Below are 19,402 nucleotides of genomic sequence, written 5' to 3' on the forward strand. Positions count from 1 at the left end.
GCTGCTCTATTACCTCTACTATCAAATGCCTGTTATTTATGTTTAATAAAACGACGAATAACAAAGTCCGCTTCCAGCTCCAGGCTGTCGCGCTCTTCGAGTTTCTGCCGTTCTTCACGGTTGCCCTTCCAGGCAAAAGGCGTCATAGCAAGGAAATCTGAAATGGCCTGCTTGCCCTTCAATACAAACGGGAAAGAGCAGCGCATATCGACTTCCGGCGTCAATTTCTCAATCACTTTGGGTGCGGGATGTTTACGCGGCTCTTTATAGAGGTAGTTCTTTAGTGTCCACAAGTGATCGGGGCCAGGGGATACATCTACCAGATGACCACCGACTTTAATCACCCGCTCCATTTCATGATCGGGGGCTGGGGCAAAGACCTTCAGCAGGTTATCCACCGACTCCGAGACCACCGGCAAATTCACATTGCTGGCAACCACAAACTGGGCGCCACTGTCGCGCTTGGCCGCCATACGCACGCCGGATTTTGAAATGTCGATACCGGAAAGGCCGTGACCATGCCAGCCAGCGGACTCAAGCTCCCGCAGGTAATACCCCTCACCGCAACCGATATCCAATAAACGGCGGCCGGGCTTGTAGGGCAAGAGCGCCGAAATACTATCAACCAAAGGCCGATAGTAACCGGCGTGAAGAAAGCGCCGCCGCGCGTGAAGCATCTCCGAAGAGTCACCGGGATCTTTGCGGCGCTTGCGATAAACGGGCAACAAATTGACGTAGCCCTCACGCGCGCGATCAAAACTATGTCGATTGGTACAGTGCCAAGTATCTTTTCCTAGAGTTAAGGGGGCAGCACAAAGCGGGCATTGCCAAATCATTCAACTTCCTGAGTGTGTCTATTCTCTTTTACAAACGAGCGCGAAGACCGCTGCATAATCAAATCTGCCGCCTTCTCCGCAATAGCGATCACAGGCGCATTGGTATTGCCACTGATCAGGGTGGGCATTATGGAGGCGTCCACAACCCTCAGTCCATCCACACCGTGTACTTTTAGCTCGCTGTCCACTACAGCCAATTCATCACTCCCCATTCGACAGGTACCTATCGGATGGTAGATGGATTCTGCATGCTGGCGAATATAGTGGATGATTGACTCTCTATCACTCAACTTCTGCTCTGGGCGCAAGGACTTTTTCTTGTAGCGACTCAGTTCCTCCTGAGCGAGGATATCCTGTGCCATTTCAAATGCTTCCACCATTACTTGCAGATCCTCGGGCTCACTCAGGTAGTTGGGTTCAATTCTGGGCAGTTTGCGTGGATCGGTGGAGTCCAGAGTGATCTCACCGCGACTCTTAGGCCTCAGGGCACAGGCATGAAGGGAGTAACCGTAGCAGGTGCGCTTATTAAACCCGTGTTGGAAAGTCGGAACTGCCGTCATGTGAAACTGAATATCCGGGTTGCCACCCGCCAGACTGGAACTGGCAAAGCCCCCCGCCTCGGCCACATTGCTGGTTAAGGGCCCTTTATTTAAAAAGATCAGTTCTGGCAGGCGCATTGCGGTGAGAAGCTTCGGCCACAGTGCCTCGGAAAAGCTAACCGCTTCAGAGGCTTCCACTACTTGGATGATATCCAGGTGGTCCTGTAGGTTTTTCCCAACACCGGGAAGGTGCGCTTGCGAAGTCACTCCAGATTTACGCAATTGGTCCTGATCCCCAATACCGGACAGCATTAATAGCTGTGGCGACTGGATAGCACCGGCACTTAAAATCACTTCCTTGTTCGCCAGGATTTTAGTGCCATCAAGCAATTCGACGCCGGTCGCTTTCTCTCCCCTGAGAATAATCCTCGCCACCTGACTGTTGGTACGAACATGTAGGTTAGAACGGCTGGAAACTGGGTGCAGATAAGCTGTAGCGGCAGAGCAGCGGCGTCCGCGCCGTTGGGTTACTTGGTAAAAACCCACGCCATTTTGCTGGCTGCCATTGAAATCATTATTCGGCCGGTGTCCCAGGGACTCAGCGGCGCGTAAAAAAGCATGGCCCGATCGGGTTTTCCACTTTAAATCCGAGACCGACAGAGGGCCGTAGCCACTGTGGTGCGCATCAGTACCCCGTTCATTGCCTTCCGACATTAAAAAGTAAGGCAACAAACCCTTCCAACCCCAACCGGGATTACCCTCCGCTTCCCAGGCATCGTAGTCATCGCTATTGCCACGGATATAAACCATGGCATTGATAGAGCTACTACCCCCGAGGGTCCTACCCCTCGGCCAAAACAGTTTCCTGTCATTCAGGTGCTTTTGTGGCGTGGTATGGTGGTGTAGGTTATAGCGAGTACCCGGCAGTAACTCGCCAATACCCACAGGGATGGAGATCAGGGGGCTCCGATCTTTAGGACCCGCCTCCAGAAGACAAACTCGATTCTGCTCTTCGGCACTGAGCCGATTTGCTAAAACACAACCGGCGGAGCCGGCACCTACGATCACATAATCAAAAATCATTTGAGTGGACATGGGACCTCAGCACCTTTGTAGCTGGATGGTCCACTGACGGTACACTCAAGCTGTGAATAATGACAGGCTGGAGGTCACCCAAGCATGCCCAATTCCGAATTCAGTGATGATCAGGTACTCACCTGCTGGCATAAGAATGCTCATGAGTGGACTAAAGTAGTAGACAATGCCGCCATTCCCAGCCGCCGACTGGTCACTGATGCCGCCATTGTCAGCACAATCATGGCGTACCAACCTGCAAGCATTTTAGATATCGGTTGCGGTGAAGGCTGGCTCAGTAGAAAACTGGCGGAGCAAGGTATTCGAGTCTGTGGTGTCGATGGCGTTAAAGATTTAGTGGATATTGCCAGCGCTCGAGCAGGCGCCAATGAGTCCTACCGGCGATTGCAATACGAAGAAATTTGCGCCGAAAAACTGGAACAGCAGTTTGAACTTATCGTGTGCAACTTCTCTCTCATCGGAAAGGAATCTGTCGAGCAACTATTCAGCAATGCACGCGAGTTAATGCTGCCCGGTGGGCACTTTGTCATCCAAACTCTTCACCCCCATCAAGCCTGCGGTAATAAGCCCTATCGAGATGGATGGCGCCCAGGATCTTGGGAAGGTATTGAGGGAGATTTTGAAGAGGCCGCTCCCTGGTATTTCCGCACCCTGGAAAGTTGGGTCCAGCTATTTCGCGACAACGGCTTTGCCATAGAAGCGATTCACGAACCCAGGGCCGATACCCAACCAACCCCATCTTCACTGATTATTTGTGGGAGAATTTTGCGGTAGCGCATTTTGGAACTCTTTCCTGGCACCTAAGCCCCGATCCGGTGGAAAGAGGAGCTATTCAAGACAATTTTTTCATCAGCGTAAGCACAGAAATACCAAAACAATAATAAAAAAACATTGGCGGGCCCCTGCTCACGCTCGCGACCACTTAGACAAAAATGAAAAAGTATCCATTTCATGCGGCCTCCAAGGAAAGAGATGACTTTTTCGGACTGTCCAGTAAGTGGAGTTGTATCAGCCGCCTAATTTATCCAAAAAAATGCTTTGTTACGGGTGACCCATAATAAATTCAACGACCGCTTGCGGCCATCGAAATGAGAAGTTGACACCCAGGGGTAAACAGAATGCTACTCTGCAGTTTCCGATTCAGCGCCAATCAACTAGTGCCAAAGACCGTTGGCCTATTTCTTCTGCCCGCGTGCTGTGTCTGTTCTGCCGATGAGTTATTTATCCCAGATTCCCATGAAACCCTGAATATGGAATCCGGCAGCCTGTTTTTTTCCGACAGTGCATTTGCAATGGATAACGAAGCCCTGGTCCAGGCCGCCGAGTACTTGCGCACCAATAGTATGAGCAACGTACAGCGACGCCTGAATTACCAGTGGCTGCAGATGCACACCAATCCAGACAAGTTTAAGCCCCTGAAAGGCGGCAAAGCCCTATCCAAAATCCTGCGAATGGGCCTTGAGACTTACAAAGCACAAAACTCCCGTGCCGCACGTACAGGCTTGCTCAGGTACACCAACAACGAGGGCAAGATCGGCAGCTCGGTGGACTACGGCATTTCTCTGTCCGACGACAAATTCAAGTTCTCTTTTGAGCTGGAGTTTTAGGAAGCCCCTGAACTCAGGCGCGCTACCTCTCCTTCCCCGTTTACAGGTTTGTTAGAATCTCCGCCACTAAAAATCAGCGGAGATAAGCGTGAGTAGCTCGAACACCCCCAAATCCTTTCCTGAACTCCCTGTTGCCGGGGTGGGTCCGCGCCTGGCCGCACTGCTCTACGACCTGCTGATACTGATGGGCCTACTGGTGGTTTACGGCTTTATCGCGCTGATGGTTGCCTCTACCGTGGTGGGTCTCAACTGCCAGCCCGAGGTAAATGACTACAACCCCTGTGTCAGCGGACCATTCTTCCAGCTGGGCGCTCTAGCGGTTATCGTAGGGTATTACTTCTGGTCCTGGAGGGCTGCGGGTCAAACTGTGGGGATGCGCGCCTGGCGTCTGCTGCTGGCGAGCCCAAACGGAGCCCAGCTCACTTGGCGCCAGTGTATCCTTCGCGCCATCGTAGCGCCGCTATCTATTGCTTGTTTGGGACTCGGTTACTTCTCTGCCTGGGCCAGATCCGACAAGGCCACGTGGCATGACCTTATCTCCGAGTCCGAGGTGCGCGTACTTCCCAAGAAGTCTAAAAAGTAGAAGGCCAGGGGCCCTAACGGGCCCGCTGCAGTAGATACCATCCCGCGCCAAAGCACAGCAATATCGGTAGTAACACCGCGAAGAAAGGCGGGAAACCAAATACCAGGGAAGATGGCCCCAGCATATCCTGGACAAACTGGAACACCAGGCCAACCACCAATCCGGTAAACACACGCAGTCCGGTGGTTACCTCCCGCAGAGGGCCAAAAATAAAGGAGATAGCCACCATCACCAGACTCGCGATAGTGAGTGGCTGCAATACTTTTTTCCAGAACTGTAACCAGTAGCGACTGGAATCCTCGCCCTTGCGATCGAGGAACTTACCGTAAGCCCACAGATTGCGCGGCGACAGATCCGCTGGCAAAGGCACCACCAAAGCAAATAACTCTGGCGAAATCTCCGCCTTCCATTCAGTCGTAGGCAATACCTCACTCTCGGTATGCTCACCGGTGAAGAGAGTCGTGCGGCTATTCTCAAGCTCCCAGCGCTTACCATCAAAATGACCGCGTTCAGCAAATTCTACCCGCTCCAGTTCCCGGCCTGCACCAAAGTGATATCGGGTTACACCGTAGAGCTCTCCATCCGGCAGTGCCGCGTTGAAGTGAACAAACTCACCGCTGTCTTTCAGCCACAGGCCACTTTCCAAGCCGCTGGCCTCCAGCTCACCCAAAGCTCTGGCTTTATCACTCTCCGCAATCACATTGGTTTTGGGAATAACAAACTCAGCCAAGGCCAAGCCCAACAAAATCAACAGCATGATGGGTTTCATCACCGCCCAGGTGATTCGACCAATTGAGACCCCGGCAGCACGAATAACAGTCAGCTCACTGGTGCCGGCCAATGAACCCAGCCCTACCAAGCAGCCAACCAAGGCGGAAAAACCCAGTTGCTCATAAATGCGTGCGGGCAAAGTCCAACCCACATACTTCAGGGCATCGACAAAGCCGTACTCATTCTTCAACTCTCCCAACTGGTCCACCAGCGCAAAGACCACGGTAAGACCAAGAATAATCATTAATGCGCCACCCACGGCGACCACAACCGTACGGGCGATATAGAGATCGAGCTTACTCACCTGGCAACTCCTTCACACTCTCGGGCAAACGCTTGGGCGGCGCCTTGCGCCAATTTCTTCCCGCTAACAACAGCAAGCCGAGCAGTAGGAACGGTGGGTGTACCAGCCAAATCATTGCCGGGTTGGAAATCTTGCCGTCCTCAATCGCCCCTCTAACGCCCTGCAGGATTACCAGGTAGGTGATATACAACAAAATGGCCGGGATCATCTTCGCAAAGCGCCCCTGACGAGGATTGGTACGGGATAGTGGCACCGCCAGCACTGCAACCACCAACACCAATACGGGAAGGCTGAAGCGCCAATAGAGATAGGCCCTCTGCTGCGGGTCATCGCCTTCAAGCAGATCCAGGGTTGAAGCCGATTCCATCTGGTCTTGCTGGCGGCTTCGTTCGCGGGGCACCTCAAGAATCACAGAATAGCTGGCAAATTTCATTTGACGGTATTCCCGCTCACCGGGCACACCCTCATAGCGATAACCATCGCGCAACACCAAATAGCGCAACCCTGTCTTTGGGTCGATCTCCTGCACACCTTCACGAGCGCGGATAACAATCTGCTGGTCTGCCTCGGTTTCCTCTTCCGCACCACCCAGTTCTGCCAGGAACACCCCCAACATGGTGGACTTGTCCTCGCTCAACGCATCGGCGTAATAAACCGCGCGACCGCCTTGAGAGGAAACAAATTTCTTTGGCACCAAATGATCAAATTCGTTGCGGGCCTTTTCTGCATTTAACAGGCTGGTGGAACGCGCCATACCGGCTGGAGAGAAATACAGGCTCATGGACGCCACCACCAGCGCCAGCATCAGTGCTGGAATCATGGTGTAGCCCAGCAAACGCCAATCACTAAAGCCGCAGGCGTGCAGAACCGTCATTTCGCTTTCTATATAGAGGCGGCCATAAGCGAGGAGAATCCCCACAAACAGACCCAGCGGTAGAACCAGTTCCAGGAATCCCGGCAAGCGGAACCCCATCAGGGAGAACAGGATATTCGCTGAAATATCACCGGCGGCAGCCTCCGCCAGGTATTTCACGAATCGGCCGCTCATCACAATTAACAGCAAAATTGCGCTGACCGCTAGCGTGGCAAACAGCAGCTCGCGGCAGAGATAGCGAAAAATAATCACAGGGCGAACAAATTCCTTGGTGACAGCGGTGTGACGGCATCTGAATCAATAATGAGTAAGTTTCCCACCGGGTACAGCAATCCATAGACAGGCGGGTTAAACTTGTGCGACGCATTATCACTAAAAATTCTTGCTATGTCTCGGCCCTGAGGCATGCAATCTATTGTCAGATTTTAAGGAAAGCGAAAAATGCAGTTCTCCGCCAAGGTTGCAGATATCAGTAAACAACGCAGCGCCTGCTCAATTATTTCAGCAGATGCCAAAAATAACCTCAGCGAAAGTGGCAAAAGCCTGGATAAATTGACTGGGGGAATGATCGCAAAAATCCTCAAGCGCGGGGACTTGGGGGCCAAATCCGGCAGCACCCAGCTGATCAATCTTATCGACGTTCCCAGCGAGCGCGTTCTGGTCGTGCGCACCGGTAAAGGCACCATCAGCCAGGCGGAATTCCGCAAGCTGGCATCCAGCAGTGCCAATGGAGTAAAGAATTTTAAAGAGGCAGCGAGCTACCTCTGCGAGGTAGAGGTTGAAGGTGCCGATAATCGCTGGAAAGCACAGCAAATCGCCATGGCTGCCGGCCTGGCAAGCTATCGCTACACCCTGTCCCGCACTGATGCAAAGCCCCTGCCCCTGGCGAAATTCACCATCCACGCCCCAGAGAAAAAGCAGCTGAAAGCTATTCAAGGCGGCATGGAAGTGGGTGCCGCTCAAGCACTGGGCAGCAATGTCGCCCGTGATTTGGGGGATCTCCCAGGCAATATCTGTACCCCCAATTACCTGGTTGCCCAGGCGAAGGCACTGGCTAAAAAACACGCAAAGCTTACCACCAGCGTGTTGGACGAAAAGAAAATGAAAGCCCTGGGCATGGGTGCATTCCTCAGCGTCTCCAAAGGCAGCGACGAGCCCCCCGCACTGATTGCCATGAACTACAAAGGTGGCAAGGCCAGCGAAAAACCTGTGGTATTGGTTGGTAAAGGCATCACCTTCGATAGTGGCGGCATCAGCATCAAGCCGGGCCAGGCTATGGACGAAATGAAATACGACATGGGCGGTGCCGCCAGTGTCTTCGGCGTGATGAACGCCCTGGTTGAACTGCAGCCTTCTATCAACGTAGTAGGCCTGGTTGCCGCTGCTGAAAATATGCCCAGCGGCCGCGCCAGCAAGCCCGGTGATGTTGTGACTTCCATGTCCGGCAAAACCATCGAAATCCTCAACACCGATGCCGAAGGCCGCCTGGTTCTGTGCGATACGATCACCTACGCAGCCAAGTTCAAGCCCAGCGCAGTGATTGATATCGCCACCCTCACCGGTGCCTGTGTTATCGCCCTGGGCCATCACGCTACCGGTCTCTACGCCAATAACGAAGAACTGGCCAAGAGCCTTCTCCAGGCTGGCGAAACTACTGGCGACCGCGCATGGCAAATGCCACTGTGGGACGAGTACCAGTCCTCCCTGGATTCCAATTTTGCCGATATCCAAAATATCGGTGGGCGCGAAGCCGGTTCAGTAACCGCTGCCTGCTTCCTGGCGCGTTTTGCCAAAGACTACAAATGGGCACATATGGATATTGCCGGTAGTGCTTGGAAGTCCGGCGCACAGAAAGGTGCAACCGGCCGTCCGGTTCCCCTACTGGTTGAATATCTACTGGGCAAATAAGTAGCCAAAGCGCACAATAGCCGCCGGCACCATCGGTGCCCGGCGCGCCGGGCGGTCCATTGATTAATGGGCCGCTTTTGTTTTTGGCAGCGTATCAATATGGCCGGGATTATTTGACCAGTATCTGTAATGACTCGCATTGATTTCTATATTCTCTCTTCCGACCAACCGGAACACGCCGATGTTTTCGCCTGCCGCCTGGCTGAGAAAGCCTTCCGCGCGGGTATGCGGGTATTAATCGCGGTAGACGACCCGCAACGGGCGGAGCAGATGGATCAACTGCTGTGGACTTTTCGCGAGGACAGTTTTCTGCCTCACGCCCCGCAAACTGAAAACCAGCAGGCGCAAATAGAAATTAACAGCGGAGAAGACCCCGCAGATCACCACGGCTTACTGATCAACCTCTGCTCCAAAGTACCCAAGTGGTTTAGCCGCTTTGAACGCTTGGCAGAAGTTGTGATCCAACAACCGGAACCATTAAAACGGTCCCGATTGCGATTTGGTCACTTCCGCGATCGCGGATATCCGTTACAATCCCATAAGATCAATTAGAGCCTTTAACTACGTCCGAGAGTCATGTCCGGCAAAAAAAACAAACACAAGCAACGCGGACAGCAGCGCAAGCAGCCCAGTGAATTTCTGGATGAACTTAATTCACTGCACAACTTGCTTGTCACCGACGAGAACAATGAAGAAATCCCCGTGCTCAGCCAAGTGGCCAAGCAGGGTAATCCTGTAACCCCTGAGCCCCCCACACTTCCCACTATTGCCGACATAGCAAAACCCGGTGGGACACCGGCTACCAGTGAATTCGAAGATATCGACACCTCACTGGAAGATATCGACTTGCCGATTTTATTTTCACCGGTTGAAGAAGAGATGCTGGCCCAGCAATCCCTGTCGCTGGCAGAGTCTGACCTGGCTCTATTGCGCCCGCTTCAAGAGCTGGCTGTAGAGGATGAAGAACCACAGGCATCCGCAGAAACCGGGCAAATCGAAGAAGAGCCCGTTGAAGATAAACCGGTTGAAACACCGTTAGAGCAGATTTCCCGTGAAACCAAAGTTGAAGATTTCCCAGAGGCCGAACTGGAGAAAGAGCCCGAACCGCAGCCGGAGCCCCGGGCGGAAAACCCATTTCTGCCAAATCATATTCGCTCCCGCCTCACCGGTGGACGGCCCCTGCCAGTTGAAGAAAATACCCAAGTAACCGAAGCAACAGTGCCCCCGGAAACAGAAGCCCCAGCAACAGTGGCCCCGGCCCCTGAAGTAAAGGAAGAAGCTGAACTTCCAAGCACTGAGGCCCAAGCCGCCGAAGAAGATCCGGCCGCAGACCCTGAGCCTTCCGCCAAAGAGCGCCAGCGCCAGGAATTGATCGAGCAACTCGTCGCCCAGCAGCTGCCCAAACTGGAGCGCCGCCTGCGCGCCCAAATAGAACACGTGGTCGACGAGCTCGGCGTTTGGGATTAAGAGACGGCCTAAGGGAGCCTCTGAATAACTCCCTAAGCTCAAATACCGCCTTTTTCCCACCAGACCCCGGCGGTATAATTGCCGCCTTTTCCGCGCAGCCCGAGCAAGCACCAGACTATCCTGAGCCAAAACGCTGTGCACGCAGTCAGTTAAACACAAGGTTTCCCGCCCGCATGGACAAAACATACCAGCCCAACGCCATCGAACAGCAGTGGTACAAAACCTGGGAGGAGAACGGCTACTTCAAGCCTTCCGGGGATACTGAGGCCAAGCCCTACAGCATTATGATCCCGCCGCCGAACGTCACCGGCAGCCTGCATATGGGCCACGGTTTCCAGGAGTCCATCATGGACGCCCTGATTCGCTACCACCGCATGCAGGGAGACAACACCCTGTGGCAAGTGGGCACCGACCATGCCGGTATCGCCACCCAGATGGTGGTAGAGCGCCTGCTGGGCGCCGAAGGCGTATCCCGCCACGACCTGGGCCGCGACAAGTTTATTGAGAAGGTCTGGGAGTGGAAAGAAGAGTCCGGCGGCACCATTACCCGACAGCTGCGTCGCCTGGGCGCCAGCCCCGACTGGTCCCGCGAACGCTTCACCATGGACGACGGCTTCTACAAAGCGGTGCAGGAAGTCTTTATCAAACTGTATGAAGACGGCCTAATTTATCGCGGCAAGCGCCTGGTGAACTGGGACCCGAAATTCCACACCGCGATCTCCGACCTGGAAGTATTAAACGAAGAGAAGCAGGGTCACCTGTGGCACTTCCGCTACCCGCTCTCCGACGGCTCCGGCCACTTGGTAGTTGCCACTACCCGCCCGGAAACCATGCTCGGCGATACCGCCGTAGCCGTACACCCGGAAGACGAGCGCTACCAGCACCTGATCGGCAAGACCATCAAGTTGCCCCTGGCGGATCGCGAAATTCCGATTATTGCCGACGAATACGTCGATCGTGAATTCGGCACCGGCTGTGTAAAAATCACCCCGGCCCACGACTTCAACGACTACGAAATGGGCCAGCGCCACAACCTCGAGATGATCAACATCCTCGATGCCGACGCCCACCTGAACGACGCAGTGCCGGAAAAATACCGGGGCATGGAGCGCTTTGCCGCGCGCACCCAGATTATCGATGACCTGGACGCCCTCGGCCTGCTGGAAAAAGTAGAGCCCCACACCCTCAAGGTACCTCACGGAGACCGCTCCGGCGCCGTGATCGAGCCCTGGCTCACCGATCAATGGTACGTAAAAACCCAGCCCCTGGCCGATGAAGCCATCGCAGCTGTTGAAGATGGCCGCGTTGAGTTCGTACCGAAAAACTACGAAAACATGTACTTCTCCTGGATGCGCGATATCCAGGACTGGTGTATTTCCCGCCAGCTGTGGTGGGGCCACCGCATCCCCGCCTGGTACGACAACGAAGGCAAAGTCTACGTTGGCCGCAGCGAAGAGGAAGTGCGCGAGAAACACAACCTGGGCGCCGATATCAGCCTGCGCCAGGACGACGACGTACTCGACACCTGGTTCTCCTCCGGCCTGTGGACCTTCGGCACCCTGGGCTGGCCAGAAGATACCGAAGAGCTGAAAGCCTTCCACCCCAGCTCCGTACTGGTCACCGGCTTCGATATTATTTTCTTCTGGGTTGCGCGCATGATGATGCTGACCCTCTACTTCAAAAAGGAAGTACCGTTTAACACCGTGTACGTGCACGGCCTGGTGCGTGACAACCACGGCCAGAAGATGTCCAAATCCAAGGGCAACGTAATCGATCCCATCGATTTGATCGACGGTATCGACCTGGAGACCCTGGTAGAGAAGCGCACCTCTGGTCTGATGCAACCGCACCTGCGCGAGAAGATCGAAAAGCAAACCCGCAAGGACTTCCCCGAAGGCTTCTCTGCTTTTGGTACCGATGCCCTGCGCTACACCTACTACTCACTGGCATCCACCGGCCGTGATATCAAGTTTGATGTGGGCCGTATCGAAGGCTTCCGCAATTTCTGTAACAAGATCTGGAATGCCTCCCGCTACGTACTGCAAAACTGCGAAGAGCACGATTGTGGACAGGACGGCAGCACGGATTTTGAACTGACCATCGCCGACCGCTGGATTATTTCCCAGCTGCAGCGCACCGAAATCACCGTACGCGAAGCCATGGACACCTACCGCTTCGACCTCGCCTCCCAGGCCCTGTACGACTTTATCTGGAGCGAGTACTGCAGCTGGTACCTGGAACTGTCCAAGCCGGTACTGTGGGACGACAACGCGTCCGACGCAGTGAAGAAAGGCACCCGCCGCACCCTGATCCGCGTACTGGAAACCATTTTGCGTCTGGCCCACCCGCTGATGCCGTTTATCACCGAAGAAATCTGGCAGCGTGTAAAAACCCTCGCCGGCTCCAACGGTGACACCATTATGCTGCAGCAGTACCCGGAAGCCGATAACAGCAAGATCGACGAAGAAGCGGAAGCGGCCGTTGCCTGGTTGAAGCAGGTTATTGAAGGCGTGCGTAATATTCGCGGTGAAATGAATATTTCCCCAGCGAAGAAAATCCCACTGATCCTGCGCGGCGGTTCCAGCCGTGACCAAGAACTACTGGAGCAAGCCCGCAGCCTGTTGATCAAACTGGCCAGCCTCGAAGAAATCACCTGGCTGGAAAGTGGAGAAGCTGCACCAGCCTCCGCCACCGCCCTGGTAGGCGATATGGAATTGCTGGTACCCATGGCCGGCCTGATCGACGTTAAAGCCGAAAGCGCCCGTCTACAAAAAGAGATTGATAAACTTTCCAAAGAACTCGCACGAGTTGAAGGCAAACTCAACAATCCTAAGTTCGTAGACAAAGCCCCCGAAGCCGTTGTTGCCAAGGAGAAGGACAAGCTTGCAGAAATGAAAGGTGCTCACGAGCGTCTGCAACAGCAGCTTGAGGAAATCAGCAATCTTTAATGGTTCTGGTAATCTGCTCCGATAAAGAGCGGATCTGAGTTTTAAAAAAGGGGGCTCTGCCCCCTTTTCTTTTTTTGATATAAATCACACTGCCCCTTCTTGAACTAGTGCCTTTTGATTTTCTATCAACTCTAGAACCCGAGTATGTACTCAATGTACCTGCATCACTTATGGGTTTATCAGCTCCAAAATCAGCTCAACCGAAGTGGTATACACCTAAAGTGCGCTAAAACGCTTCAAGCACCGCTCCATTTTTCAACCCTCCTAAATGCCTGATAAGAAATCAGCATGATTTTTGATCGGTTTGGCTGTTATTTTTTATAAAGATCCCGATTGATTGAAAGCTCCAGGCATAACCGTGAGTTGGAGAAAGTCTATTCGTTGGGGATAGAGACCAAAGTAATTATTTTTGAACTTGGGACAAGAGTTCCGGCTTGTATGTGATTTATTGATGCCTCAAGGTTCTTACGCACTTCTTCGTTAGATTGATACCAGGGTGGTAATCATGATAATAGTGGTCAGAATGATTACTATATAAATTTTAAATGGAATCAACAATGTGTTATGAAAAGAGATTCGAATTGGCGTTAGATAAAACGCTAGAAATATTTGGGGAATCTGAAAGTGTCAATTTAAATTTAGATAACCGATATATATCGGAAAAACCATTATTCGCACTATTTAAAAAAGTGTATGAATCTGCTAAATCTAGGGGTATAAAGCTCGCAGGGAACTGTACTACTATCCACTGGAATACAGTTGATGAGCTTTCTAGAGCATTAAACTGCAAAGCTTACTTTACTGTAGGGTATGTGGTAGATGCAGGGCATGAATACTTTAAATTCACTTATGAAGATGTTCAGGAATGGCTAAGGTCAGGGCAGAGTTCAAAAAAAGTAATGCTTCATGCTTGGCTTACATTGGACTCAATGGAAATAGTTGATTTCACTTTGGGTCCAACAATAGCCGATGTGCGCCCCGACCAAAAGCACTTAGAAAAAGCCATAATAGCCCTATCTCCGGAGGAGCAAGATGAGGGTTTCCATTATATTCCTATGATCGTAAAAGATGATTTCTTAATGAGAATTCAAGCTTATGGCTAGCAAGTCATTTAATAAAGCAATTAGAAACCGCCCACAAAAAACTTGGGTTGGACTCGCTAACGCTTGCCTTTTATTGCGACGTTAAGGATCCCCGATGGATGAAGAGTTGAACAAACTTAAGGAAGAAAAGAATCTCGTAACTATTAAGAGAGAGGCTATTGATGGGCATAAAATACAAGGATTTGTATTGGCACACTCAAAAGAACTCGTTCTGATTCAATACGTATATGATTTTAATCTTGATGGGCTTATGGTTCTTCGGTTGTCTGATGTCAGTAGTATTGAATCAACCAAAACAGATCTTTTTCAGACCCAAATCTTCAAAGATGAAGGATTGTACTCCAGGATAGACTTCTCGAAAGAGTATGATGTAACCAACTGGTATACGGTATTATCTACTATCGGGAGAGAAAATGGGTTTTTCATAATCGAGGATGAAGATCCAGAGTATCCAATCTTCCTACTTGGGGAGCTACGTATCATTGGCGAAGATTCAGTCTCAATGCTGGGTTTTAGTGGGGCTGCTAACTGGGATGACGAATACTCGGAAATGAGTTACGAAGATATAAGCTCCTTCCAGGTGGGTAACAAATACTCAAATATGTATAAACGGTACTTCGAGAGGAATGTCTTAACAAAGCCATCAATTTGACCGCCTTACGCTGCGCTTGAGACGGCAAATTTTGGCGGCGTTATAAGTATTAATTTATGAACTCGATTCAGCTGGAAAGCCCACGATTTTATAGCCAGGAGGATGAAGACCTCTTTTTTCGATGCATCTATAACATGCCAGGTTACGAGGATGTAAAAGGTAGGGGTACAGTGCTCACGATCATTTTCTCTGATCAAATTTCCGCTGAAACACATGGCCTAATTAAGGCACTTTGCGCGAGATGGGAAACAACTATATACAGGTAAGGAGACTCATTTCAAACCGTACTTATAACAAGTCACTCAAGTACGCTCCGGCCAAAAAAAGCATGGCCTCCTCAGAACGCGCTAGCGCTCCTCCAGCAAGACTTTAACCCTATCGCCCGGCAGACTGTGCACGCAACGCACGCCCTTGCTTCGCGCGTTCCGAAATCTCAACCACCTCCATCTGTTGTGGTCAACTCCAACCGGACACTTTCCTAAGCACATTTTTCAAATTCGATAGGGGTTACGTCCCCCAGTGTTGTATGTATCCTGCGTGAATTGTAATACGCAATATAGGCCCTCACGTCTGTTATCGCACCCTCCCTTGTCGGATAGAGGTTTCCTGTTAACCATTCCCGCTTCAGGCTACTAAAAAAACGCTCAGTAGGTGCATTGTCCCAACAATTTCCCTTGCGGCTCATTGAGCACACCATTCCATGCTGCTTTAGTAGCGCTTGGTAGCTATGACTGGCATACTGGCTACCTCGATCAGAGTGATGCAGCAGACCTTTTGTTGGGGTGCGCAAATTGATAGCCATAACCAGTGCACGACTTGCCAGGGCCGTCTCCATCTGGCGGTCTAAGTGCCAGCCAACAATCCGGCGTGAATAAAGATCAATTACCACTGCTAGGTATAACCAACCCTGCAAAGTCCAGATATAGGTAATATCCGTAGTCCAAACTTGATTTTTAGCACTCGGTGAGAAATCCCTATTTAGAAGATTCTCAGCAACTGGCAGTTGGTGCTTGCTATTTGTGGTTAGTGTAAATCGCTTCTTCTGTTTTACTACCAAGCCGAGCTTTTTCATGAGTTTGCGGACTCGATAACGCCCAATTTCAAAGCCTTCTTTGCGCAACAGCTTCATTAACCGACGGCTTCCGAGACTCTCACGAGATTCTGCAAATAAGGCCTTCAATCGATGGCATAGTTGCCAAATCTGGCCATCTATTGGGCTATCACTACGACGACACCATTCGTAATAGCTGCTCTTATTTACTTGCATTACTCGGCAGAGCACTCTAACTGGAAAGCTACCTTGCTGCTTTTTAATAAATTCGTACTTTATTTCATTTCTTTCGCAAAGAAGGCGCTGGCCTTTTTTAGGATTTCCTTCTCCATCCGCAATTGCTTTACTTCACGTCGCAGTTGATCCAGTTCAGCTCGTTCGCCCGAATCCAACCTTACTCCGCTCTCTTCCTGCTCCAGCTCCTTTATCCAGCGTCGCAGATTGTTAGCAGTGGTTCCTACAGCCTCTGCGGCCTTGGAAATCGAATACCCTTGTTCTGAGACAAGAGCTACGGCGTCTTTCTTGAACTCCGGCTTGAATTTCCGGCGTGTACCTTTTGTTGTCATACTTCACCTCGCTAGGTAGTTTTACCATCTTAACGAAGTGTCCGGAAGGATTAGACCACTACACTCCACTTTATTGAAGACGAGCGGGTTTCTAGCGTATGATCCATATAGCCATTTTGATAGTGATGATATCAATTTGGTTAGCTGGCCCCAGGTGTTAGCGCACCTTGGGTCAGCGCCTTTTACTTACTCTTACGTCACGCTACCGTTCTCCTTTGAGGGAATGGTTCTTTTAGAAAATTCTTGGGTTTCTTGAAGCTCTTTGGTCATCGGCCTTTAGAAGGCTGTTCAATGACGACCCAAATATCGACAAATATCCACCGATTTTACGCAGCTTTGACATTAAAACAAACTCTAATAAAATCCAATAAGATTATTTTTGTGCCTATATTTTTTGCTGCTCACGCTTTGGAAATTTCGATTGTGCATAAAATTGGCTGTGAAAATTAATACCCCCAACGACTCCCACACTGGACTTCAGAAAACAATAGATCATCAATACCGCTGAAATGTCTTCCACATATCTACAGAAAAGATCTATCGATAAACCAAAGTAGTTTGCAGACTTTTGGGATATTACTGCGGGGTTTAGGAGTCTCTGAACAACCCAGTGATGCTTCTACTTACAGAGCGGTCACAATCAGAACGCAGCTTCGCAGGAATGTCTAGCTAGACCGTACAAGCAGTCGCAACACGGGGCATGAATCGTTATGGAAGCCCCGTAGGCGGACCACAACTGCTCCGTTGCAACACTTGCAAGGGACTACGGCCATTCGCGGCGAACTGCACCTAATATCTGTAGCCTTCAAGATCCGCAGAGATATTACGGAGTTATTCAGAGGCACACTTGATACCTTACCCCCAATTAGACCCAACCTGCTAAAGTTCGCGAATGCTAGCTTAGGGGTTTACGATCATATTGACCGTTATATTGGGGAGCAAGAAGATAGATCTAACAAAAGTCGTTAAATCAATGGGTTAAGGACTAATGTTAAAATTGAGATAGTAGGCAAAGTGATCGCTTTTCCAGTTTGTACACATGTATCAGGTTACTTTAAGTCTACAGTATTAAATAGAAATTTAGGCTATGGAGTAGAAATTGATTCTGAGACAATAATCATGACAATAGTGGTCAGAATTATTATTACTATATAGCTGCTAAGCAAAATATGTAGAGACTATTTGGATGAATGAAAAAAGAAAACAAATCCTTAGATCAATTTATCGAGACTTGCTACTTTCCGCCGGGTTAGATCCGGATGGCCGATGGTGGGAAGAAGATGAAGTTCAGCACTTTGTAGGCCTAGAAAAACGAGAAGAAATAATCGCTTTCCAATCTATATTTAATGTAACACGAAATCATCTCGCGGAATTGAAAAGTAAGAAAGAAAAAATATCTGTCTTGAGCGATTATTCACAAGCTGCTATTGAATTCGCAAATAGCGGTGCAACATCAATATGTGACGCTTCGGGGTTTGCTGGTTTTGGAGGCAGACCAATTTGGTTTGCAGCAATTTCGCTGATTGAAGATGAATTTAATGCTTCAAATAATTTGGATGAACGTCAAAAATATATAACGGAAGTCTATAGTGCGTTTATGTCATCAGAAATTGATTTCAATCCTAGAAATCAGTCGTCATATACTGGCTTGGCATTAAAGGCTGGGCGCTATGGTTTTGCCTCCTTGCTTATAGCTAATGATAAATATGCAAGCTCTTCCCCCGAACCAATCTGGCAATTTGTGATTAATTCTTCTAAGCAACCGAAACGTGTGGATATGCTTTTGAAATTAATGGATAAACTATACGAGCTTGACGAAGAGGTAGATAGGTTAGGCAGTCATTCTGGTCGTTCTGCGTTGATGCAGGCTTCGGCGTATACTGCGATAGAACAAATTAACTGGCTCCTGGAACGCGGTGCAGATATTAATAAGCGTGATATACGAAGTGGAGCTACACCTTTAATGCATGCGCTTAATCGATACTTTGGAGTCAGTGATAATAATACAAGAAAAAGACTTCGAGAAACGATCGACCTTCTAATAAGTCAAGGTGCTGATATTTCAATGTGTGCGTACACAGGTCAGGACTTTGGAGTTTTACTTAGGGATACGAAAGCGCTCAAGCCTGCAGATAAAAAGCATTTCCGAGAGATGTGGAAAACTTATAAGAAGAAAGGTGCAACTAAGAATAAACGTGTTCTTTCTGACGATGAAATCTCTCCAGATCTTATAAAGAAAATAAATATGCAGGGAGAGTTTCTGTTACATCCATGGAATGTTCTTCTTGAAACATTCTTTGAAATACTGAAAGCGCATAAAATTAGTAGATTTACAGATGAGGACATCTTTCATTATTTAAACCCTGGTTACCACGGGGTAAATTTAGATGGCATTAGAAAAATTGACCTAGCTTCTATTAATCATTGGTTAACTAGATTCGTTTGTAGCTGTGCCAGATCGAATGTTGAATTGCATTGCTCTTCAGAAGGTGTATACAGTTTTTCTTCAACGGAAGGTCAAGCGCGACTTAGGCTTTTATAAGTATCAATGCCTAAATCGGGTAGCCGGTAGTTTCTAGCTATCGGCCCCCACACCACTCATCGTGCGGGTCCGCAATGGGCGGTTCCCTATCCGTAATGAATCTCTACCCAACGATAGTGTCGAGCAGCTCTTCATTTGAGTTTAATGTCATAGCAGTGCTCTACCTCAACTTTATATCCGACTGGAAACATATCGGTAGGCTAGCCCTGTCTTTTAACTTGTGGAGTTTGGGTTCAGGCCTTCACCCTGTCCAAGCTATTAATCTTGGTATTTGGCTACTTTACCGTCGACTGACTACTGTTTAATCACCGTGGTCATTGCTGACCGAAGCACTAAAATGTCCCACCACGTTTTTCTATCCCCGCGATGGTGGCAAGCGGATTGGGCATAGTTATGAGTCAACGGCCACCCTGACAGCTCCATAGATACAAGTTAAACATATCTCCTCCGATAAGAACGTGAACGTTTGCTACATAGCTGAATCATTGACTCTACCCGTTAGACCACATAGCTTCGGTGACCTTGACCACCTCGCCTTCAGGCTGAGCCTTATAGG

Annotated in this window: 15 protein-coding genes; 10 read left to right on the forward strand and 5 right to left on the reverse strand. The window is 50.1% G+C overall.

Annotation, left to right across the window (positions count from 1 at the left end):
• Positions 1-32 precede the first annotated feature (32 nt).
• Together P0078_RS08525 and P0078_RS08530 are read right to left on the reverse strand one after the other, a co-directional pair.
• On the reverse strand, positions 33-836 hold the full coding sequence (locus tag P0078_RS08525) for a putative RNA methyltransferase (protein WP_282933979.1): 804 nt from the start codon (positions 834-836) through the stop codon (positions 33-35).
• Positions 833-2,470: a GMC family oxidoreductase gene (locus P0078_RS08530; RefSeq protein ID WP_282933980.1), complete on the reverse strand. Its 1,638-nt coding sequence runs from the start codon at positions 2,468-2,470 to the stop codon at positions 833-835. Before P0078_RS08530 ends, P0078_RS08525 begins: the two co-directional genes overlap by 4 nt.
• Before the next feature lie 84 nt (positions 2,471-2,554).
• On the opposite strand from P0078_RS08530, the gene P0078_RS08535 reads away from it, so the two are divergent.
• The 3 genes from P0078_RS08535 (at position 2,555) to P0078_RS08545 (ending at position 4,660) form a co-directional block, all read left to right on the forward strand.
• Positions 2,555-3,244 (forward strand): class I SAM-dependent methyltransferase, encoded by a 690-nt coding sequence (locus P0078_RS08535; RefSeq protein ID WP_282933981.1) that lies wholly within the window; start codon positions 2,555-2,557, stop codon positions 3,242-3,244.
• Between the two features lie 344 nt (positions 3,245-3,588).
• Positions 3,589-4,077 (forward strand): hypothetical protein, encoded by a 489-nt coding sequence (locus P0078_RS08540; protein ID WP_282933982.1) that lies wholly within the window; start codon positions 3,589-3,591, stop codon positions 4,075-4,077.
• 88 nt (positions 4,078-4,165) lie between these two features.
• Entirely contained in the window at positions 4,166-4,660 is a 495-nt protein-coding gene (locus P0078_RS08545; RefSeq protein WP_282933983.1) for an RDD family protein, read from the forward strand.
• A 13-nt stretch (positions 4,661-4,673) separates the two neighbouring features.
• On the opposite strand, the gene lptG is transcribed toward P0078_RS08545, so the two are convergent.
• Both lptG and lptF read right to left on the reverse strand, forming a co-directional pair.
• Positions 4,674-5,735: an LPS export ABC transporter permease LptG gene (lptG, locus tag P0078_RS08550; protein ID WP_282933984.1), complete on the reverse strand. Its 1,062-nt coding sequence runs from the start codon at positions 5,733-5,735 to the stop codon at positions 4,674-4,676.
• Entirely contained in the window at positions 5,728-6,861 is a 1,134-nt protein-coding gene (lptF, locus tag P0078_RS08555; RefSeq protein WP_282933985.1) for an LPS export ABC transporter permease LptF, read from the reverse strand. Before lptF ends, lptG begins: the two co-directional genes overlap by 8 nt.
• A gap of 189 nt (positions 6,862-7,050) precedes the next feature.
• Between lptF and P0078_RS08560 the strand changes: the two genes are divergently transcribed.
• The 6 genes from P0078_RS08560 (at position 7,051) to P0078_RS08585 (ending at position 14,687) form a co-directional block, all read left to right on the forward strand.
• Entirely contained in the window at positions 7,051-8,517 is a 1,467-nt protein-coding gene (locus P0078_RS08560; RefSeq protein WP_282933986.1) for a leucyl aminopeptidase, read from the forward strand.
• 129 nt (positions 8,518-8,646) lie between these two features.
• On the forward strand, positions 8,647-9,069 hold the full coding sequence (locus P0078_RS08565; RefSeq protein ID WP_282933987.1) for a DNA polymerase III subunit chi: 423 nt from the start codon (positions 8,647-8,649) through the stop codon (positions 9,067-9,069).
• Between the two features lie 24 nt (positions 9,070-9,093).
• Complete coding sequence (locus tag P0078_RS08570; protein WP_282933988.1) at positions 9,094-9,984, forward strand: hypothetical protein; 891 nt, start codon at positions 9,094-9,096, stop codon at positions 9,982-9,984.
• A gap of 173 nt (positions 9,985-10,157) precedes the next feature.
• Positions 10,158-12,932: a valine--tRNA ligase gene (locus tag P0078_RS08575; RefSeq protein ID WP_282934571.1), complete on the forward strand. Its 2,775-nt coding sequence runs from the start codon at positions 10,158-10,160 to the stop codon at positions 12,930-12,932.
• Positions 12,933-13,489: 557 nt separating this feature from the next.
• Positions 13,490-14,035 carry a hypothetical protein gene (locus tag P0078_RS08580; RefSeq protein ID WP_282933989.1) on the forward strand — a complete coding sequence of 182 codons (546 nt, stop codon included), beginning with the start codon at positions 13,490-13,492 and terminating at the stop codon, positions 14,033-14,035.
• A gap of 94 nt (positions 14,036-14,129) precedes the next feature.
• Entirely contained in the window at positions 14,130-14,687 is a 558-nt protein-coding gene (locus P0078_RS08585) for a hypothetical protein (protein WP_282933990.1), read from the forward strand.
• Positions 14,688-15,165: 478 nt separating this feature from the next.
• Here P0078_RS08585 and P0078_RS08590 read toward each other — a convergent pair.
• Positions 15,166-16,304 (reverse strand): IS3 family transposase gene (locus P0078_RS08590; protein ID WP_282932108.1). Its coding sequence is split into 2 segments (ribosomal slippage): positions 15,166-16,055 and positions 16,055-16,304, totalling 1,140 coding nucleotides; the frame shifts between segments, so codons are not numbered across the junction.
• Positions 16,305-17,490: 1,186 nt separating this feature from the next.
• On the opposite strand from P0078_RS08590, the gene P0078_RS08595 reads away from it, so the two are divergent.
• Positions 17,491-18,846 (forward strand): ankyrin repeat domain-containing protein, encoded by a 1,356-nt coding sequence (locus P0078_RS08595; protein ID WP_282933991.1) that lies wholly within the window; start codon positions 17,491-17,493, stop codon positions 18,844-18,846.
• Positions 18,847-19,402 lie beyond the last annotated feature (556 nt).

The organism is Microbulbifer sp. VAAF005 (genome assembly GCF_030012985.1).
Taxonomy (GTDB): Bacteria; Pseudomonadota; Gammaproteobacteria; order Pseudomonadales; family Cellvibrionaceae; genus Microbulbifer.